The organism is Methylophaga sp. UBA1464 (assembly GCF_002325665.1).
GTDB lineage: Bacteria > Pseudomonadota > Gammaproteobacteria > Nitrosococcales > Methylophagaceae > Methylophaga.
Genome location: NZ_DCSO01000009.1, coordinates 8,835 through 13,980 on the forward strand (window position 1 = coordinate 8,835; position 5,146 = coordinate 13,980).

Consider the following 5,146-nt stretch of genomic DNA (forward strand, 5'->3'; position numbering starts at 1 on the left):
TTCAGCGCATATGCACAATGCCAAAGTATTTCATCCTGTGAATCGGGTGTTAATGACAGTATTAATTTAATGCCATCATTTTCAGTTTGCTGAACAGCGGTCAAATCCCAGATACGATTGCGCGCAAAACCATGTGCAGGTCGCCCCTTACCACTGGGATCATCACCAAACCAGGGCCAGCAAACGGGTACACCACCGCGAATTGCACGCCTGTCGCCATAGCGACTCAACTGGCTCAAAAACAAGAGATCATGTATTGCATCAGCTGGTCGATAAGATAAAACCTGAGCACCCTGAAGTGCTATTCGCGCTTTGGCACAAGGGGTATCAATATCGATCATCACACACCCGGAAGGTCCCATGGAAAAGTCCAGGCGATCAGTTATGGCAAATTGTTGTTTTAATTGTTCAATAGTTTGCATGTATTTCTACGTCTGAAACAAAAAGACGGGCACAATGCCCGCCTTTGAGACTAAGTATTAAATCTAGCTTTTAGTGCTGGTGGCCGCCTTCACCATGAACATGTCCATGTTCCAGCTCTTCTGCACTCGGTTCACGCACTTCACGTATTTCTACATCAAAGTTCAGATGAACACCCGCCAGTGGGTGATTTCCGTCTACAGTAACAGTTTCATCGTTGATGGCAACGACAGTGACTAAAACCGGACCTTGCTCAGTTTCTGACTGGAACTGCATACCCACTTCAACTTTTTCAACACCACTGAACAATTCAGCAGGGACATCTTGTTTTAATGCTTCATGGCGTTCGCCATACGCATTTGCTGGTTCAATACTGGCTTGAACTTTATCGCCAGTTTCTTTGCCCATCAGGGCATCTTCCAAACCAGGGATAATATTGCCTGCACCATGCAGATACGCCAGCGGGCCGGCACCTTCACTACTATCAATGACTGTGCCGCTGTTGTCGGTGAGCGTGTAGTCAATCACGACTACTTTATTGTCTGCAACTTTCATGGAAACTCCTTACATGTTTTGAATAACAGCTGCAGCATAATCACTACAACTCAACGCATCGACGCCAATAGCCTGAGCTAAATCACCGGTGACACGTGCATTTGAAATGGCGCCTGAGACGCCGGAAACGACCAGATCTGCCGCTTCGACCCAACCTAAATGCCGTAAAAGCATTTCGGCCGATAGGATTAATGATGACGGATTCGCATTATTTTTTCCAGCCAGGGCTGGTGCTGTGCCATGTGTTGCTTCAAACATCGCAACGGCATCCGCTAAATTTGCACCCGGTGAGATGCCGATTCCTCCAACCTGTGCGGCCAGAGCATCAGAAATATAATCTCCATTCAGATTCAATGTGGCAACCACATCATAATCTTTAGGATGTAACAGGATTTCCTGTAAAAAAGCATCGGCTATCGAGTCTTTGATAACGATTTTTTTACCGGTATTTGGATTTTTAAAGGTTTTCCAGGGACCACCATCCAGCGGTGTTGCACCAAACTCTTTCTCAGCAAGATCATAACCCCACTGTTTAAAAGCGCCTTCAGTGAACTTCATGATGTTTCCCTTATGTACCAGGGTCAACGAATCACGATCGTTGTCAATAACGTATTGGATAGCTTTGCGCACCAATCTTTCGGTACCTTCCTGTGAAACGGGTTTGATGCCGATACCGGATGTATCCGGGAATCGAATTTTGGTTACCCCCATTTCGTTCTGTAAAAAAGCAATGACTTTCTTTGCTTCAGCGCTTTCTGCAGGCCATTCAATACCGGCATAAATATCCTCAGAGTTTTCCCGGAAGATAACCATATCAATACTTTCAGGCGATTTTACCGGGCTCGGTGTACCTGGATAGTAACGAACCGGACGCTGACAAACATATAAATCCAGCGTTTGTCGCAATGCAACGTTCAAAGAGCGAATCCCCCCCCCCACCGGAGTCATTAACGGGCCTTTAATTGAGACAGAGTATTCTCTCAAAGCCTCAATGGTTTCTTCTGGAAGATACGTTTCTGTGCCATAGAGCTGTGTCGCTTTTTCACCGGCATAGACTTCCATCCAGGCAATTTTACGTTCGCCGCTATAAGCTTTGTATACTGCTGCATCAATCACATCAATCATGGCCGGCGTGATATCAACACCGATGCCATCACCTTCAATAAAAGGAATAATCGGTTGACTTGGTACATCTAATGAATAATCGGCATTAACGCCGATGGCTGCACCCTGTTCCGGTACACTAATGTGTTGATATGCCATGCACGGCTCCTGAAAATAAAAGTGGCATTTTACATGATCTCTGGCACTGATATAACCATGACCAAATTAATTGCTTTTAATAAACCCTACGATGTACTGACACAATTCAATGACAAAGACGGTCGAACAACGTTAAAAGATTACATTGATATAGCGGATGTCTACCCGGCTGGACGCCTGGATCGTGACAGTGAAGGATTATTATTGCTGACCGACGATGGCCGATTACAACATCATATCAGCGATCCGCGTCATAAATTAAGCAAAACATACTGGGCACAAGTGGAAAACATCCCGGATGCCTCTGCAATTAAACAATTGCAACAAGGCGTTCTGCTAAAAGATGGAGTGACTAAACCTGCAAAAGCTCGACTGATCGACCCACCTGAAGTATGGGAAAGACATCCACCAGTTCGTTTTCGGCAATCCATTCCCACCCAGTGGATTGAACTGCAAATCAGTGAAGGCAAAAACCGTCAGGTACGCCGGATGACCGCAGCCGTTGGTCATCCAACATTAAGATTGATCCGTGTCGCGATTGGTCAATGGCAATTAAATGATCTGCAACCGGGACAATGGTGCGAAGTTAATTTTCAGACCGTGATAAAATACGCCGATGATTTGGACTCCAAGAACCACCGTAGCCGCCGTAATAGAACGCGACCAGCAATTTCTGATGGTCGAGGAAATGATCGGCAGCGAACTCAAACTCAACCAGCCAGCCGGCCATCTCGAAGACGGCGAAAGCCTGGTTGAAGCCGTTATCCGGGAAACACTTGAAGAAACTGCCTGGCAGTTCATTCCTGAATCATTGATAGGTATTTATCGCTGGCGACATCAACAAACACAGAATACATACATACGTTTCTGTTTTAGCGGAAGCCTTGGAGAACACCTTGATAGGCCATTGGATAGTGATATTCATCAGGCAGTTTGGCTGGATGCTCCCACCATCCAGCAACGGCGGGCACAATATCGCAGCCCTTTGGTCGAGCAGTGTCTACAGGACTATCTTTCCGGTAAGCGTTACCCACTTGATTTATTAGCTGATTAATTATGTCTGAACACAAAAAAATAGTCGTCGGTCTGTCCGGTGGTGTGGACTCCTCTGTCGCTGTGTTGTTACTGAAGCAACAAGGTTTCGATGTCGAAGGCCTGTTTATGAAAAACTGGATCGACTATGCCGATGAAAGTGAATGTACGGTTGAAGAAGATCGTAAAGACGCACAATCCGTAGCCGACAAAGTTGGTGTTATTTTTCACGAAGCCAATTTTGCTATGGAATACTGGGATTATGTATTCAAACATTTTCTTGAGGAGTACCAGGCAGGACGAACGCCTAACCCTGATATTTTGTGTAACCGTGAAATTAAATTTAAAGCTTTTTTGGATCACGCCATGGAATTGGGTGGTTATCTGATTGCAACCGGACATTACGCACGGGTCAGGGAGCGCGATGGAAAATTTCAGTTATTAAAAGGTCTCGACAACACCAAAGATCAAAGTTATTTCCTCTATACACTCGGTCAGGCGCAATTATCCCGTACCCTTTTTCCGCTGGGCGAGTTACCAAAAACCGAAGTACGTCAAATTGCCGAAAAAGCTGGCTTTATCAATCACGACAAAAAAGACAGCACTGGCATCTGCTTTATCGGTGAGCGACGCTTCCGTGAATTTCTGGGACGTTATATTCCAGCTCAACCTGGCGAAATGCGTACCCCTGAAGGCGAAAAAATTGGCGAACATTCAGGGTTAATGTACTACACCCTCGGCCAACGTCAGGGACTTGGTATTGGTGGCCGAAAAGACAGCAGTGGCGAGCCTTGGTTTGTCGCTGGCAAGGATATGGAAAACCGCATCTTGTATGTTGTTCAAGGTGAACATGAATGGCTTTACAGCACTAAATTGACTGCTGAACAACTCTCCTGGGTGGCCGGTGAAGCACCAGAGTTGCCTTGCCGTGCCAGTGCTAAAACTCGCTATCGTCAGCCAGATCAAGCCTGTCTCATTACACAGGATGATAATGGCAATATTCAGGTTGAGTTTGATGAACCACAACGTGCCGTCACACCAGGACAATCAGTGGTGTTTTATCAAGATGATGTCTGCCTTGGCGGCGGCATTATTGTTGATACCAATGCACCAGGAATGCATCCATGACTCAGAAAACAATTATTCATGAACGGGTGATCGCCCTTTCGGCTTTGATGCAATCGGTTACTTTGGTTAAACAAATCGCAGAAACTGGCCAAGTTGATAACGACGATATGCAGACTATGTTGCAAAGTTTGCTGGTAATGGATGCGCCAGATACTGAATCAGTTTATGGTGAAATCAGTAAATTAAAAACCGGTTTATATCAATTCAATAACCAATTATCTAAACGTAAACAACCTGGCGATATTGTGATGTTGCGCTATGCCATTGGAATTTTGCATTTGGAACGTAAGCTACGTAAACGTCCAGCGATGTTGGATCTGATTACCCGAGAACTGGATCAGATTCCGCAGCAGATTGAGTATTTCGGCAGTATCACCAGCCCACAGGTCATTGCCCGTTTTGCCGATATCTATCAGCGTACGCTCAGTGAACTTACACCACGTATTCAGGTATTCGGTGATTCAGGATTTTTGCAACAAGCTGACAACGTCAATCGTATTCGAGCGTTATTATTAACGGGCATAAGAGCCGCGGTTTTATGGCAGCAGAAAGGTGGCCGGCGCTGGCAGTTTTTATTACAAAGTAATAAATTATTACAGGCAGCAACAGAATTACACGCTCAAACCTGAAAACTTTTAGTAAAACCCTGTCTTGTCCTGAAATAAGTTGACACTTATTTCGATTAAAACGCCCGATGCACCGCATCGGGCGTTTTGTATTTTAGAGCCATGTGCGGCCGCCTATGATT

6 protein-coding genes and 1 pseudogene are annotated in these 5,146 nt (G+C 45.5%); 4 read left to right on the forward strand and 3 right to left on the reverse strand.

All coding sequences use genetic code 11. From position 1 onward, the window contains the following. The 3 genes and pseudogenes from B3O33_RS00735 to icd form a co-directional block, all read right to left on the reverse strand. Window positions 1-422: pseudogene (locus tag B3O33_RS00735) on the reverse strand (D-hexose-6-phosphate mutarotase); the annotation flags it as partial. Between the two features lie 70 nt (window positions 423-492). After that, the gene (locus B3O33_RS00740; RefSeq protein WP_292359305.1) at window positions 493-975 is read right to left on the reverse strand and encodes an FKBP-type peptidyl-prolyl cis-trans isomerase; all 483 of its coding nucleotides are present in this window, start codon (window positions 973-975) and stop codon (window positions 493-495) included. Window positions 976-984: 9 nt separating this feature from the next. Beyond that, entirely contained in the window at window positions 985-2,238 is a 1,254-nt protein-coding gene (icd, locus tag B3O33_RS00745) for an NADP-dependent isocitrate dehydrogenase (protein ID WP_292359303.1), read from the reverse strand. A 57-nt stretch (window positions 2,239-2,295) separates the two neighbouring features. Here icd and B3O33_RS00750 point away from each other — a divergent pair, with 57 nt between their 5' ends. From B3O33_RS00750 to hflD, 4 genes are read left to right on the forward strand one after another with little or no spacing between them, the layout of a single operon-like run. Next, window positions 2,296-2,994, forward strand: a complete 699-nt coding sequence (locus B3O33_RS00750; RefSeq protein WP_292359301.1) for a pseudouridine synthase — start codon at window positions 2,296-2,298, stop codon at window positions 2,992-2,994. Further along, complete coding sequence (locus B3O33_RS00755) at window positions 2,927-3,292, forward strand: NUDIX domain-containing protein (protein ID WP_292359300.1); 366 nt, start codon at window positions 2,927-2,929, stop codon at window positions 3,290-3,292. The genes B3O33_RS00750 and B3O33_RS00755 overlap by 68 nt, the downstream gene beginning before the upstream one ends. Window positions 3,293-3,294: 2 nt before the next feature. After that, window positions 3,295-4,398: a tRNA 2-thiouridine(34) synthase MnmA gene (gene mnmA / locus B3O33_RS00760; RefSeq protein ID WP_292359298.1), complete on the forward strand. Its 1,104-nt coding sequence runs from the start codon at window positions 3,295-3,297 to the stop codon at window positions 4,396-4,398. Beyond that, entirely contained in the window at window positions 4,395-5,027 is a 633-nt protein-coding gene (gene hflD, locus B3O33_RS00765) for a high frequency lysogenization protein HflD (RefSeq protein ID WP_292359296.1), read from the forward strand. Before mnmA ends, hflD begins: the two co-directional genes overlap by 4 nt. Window positions 5,028-5,146: the final 119 nt, after the last annotated feature.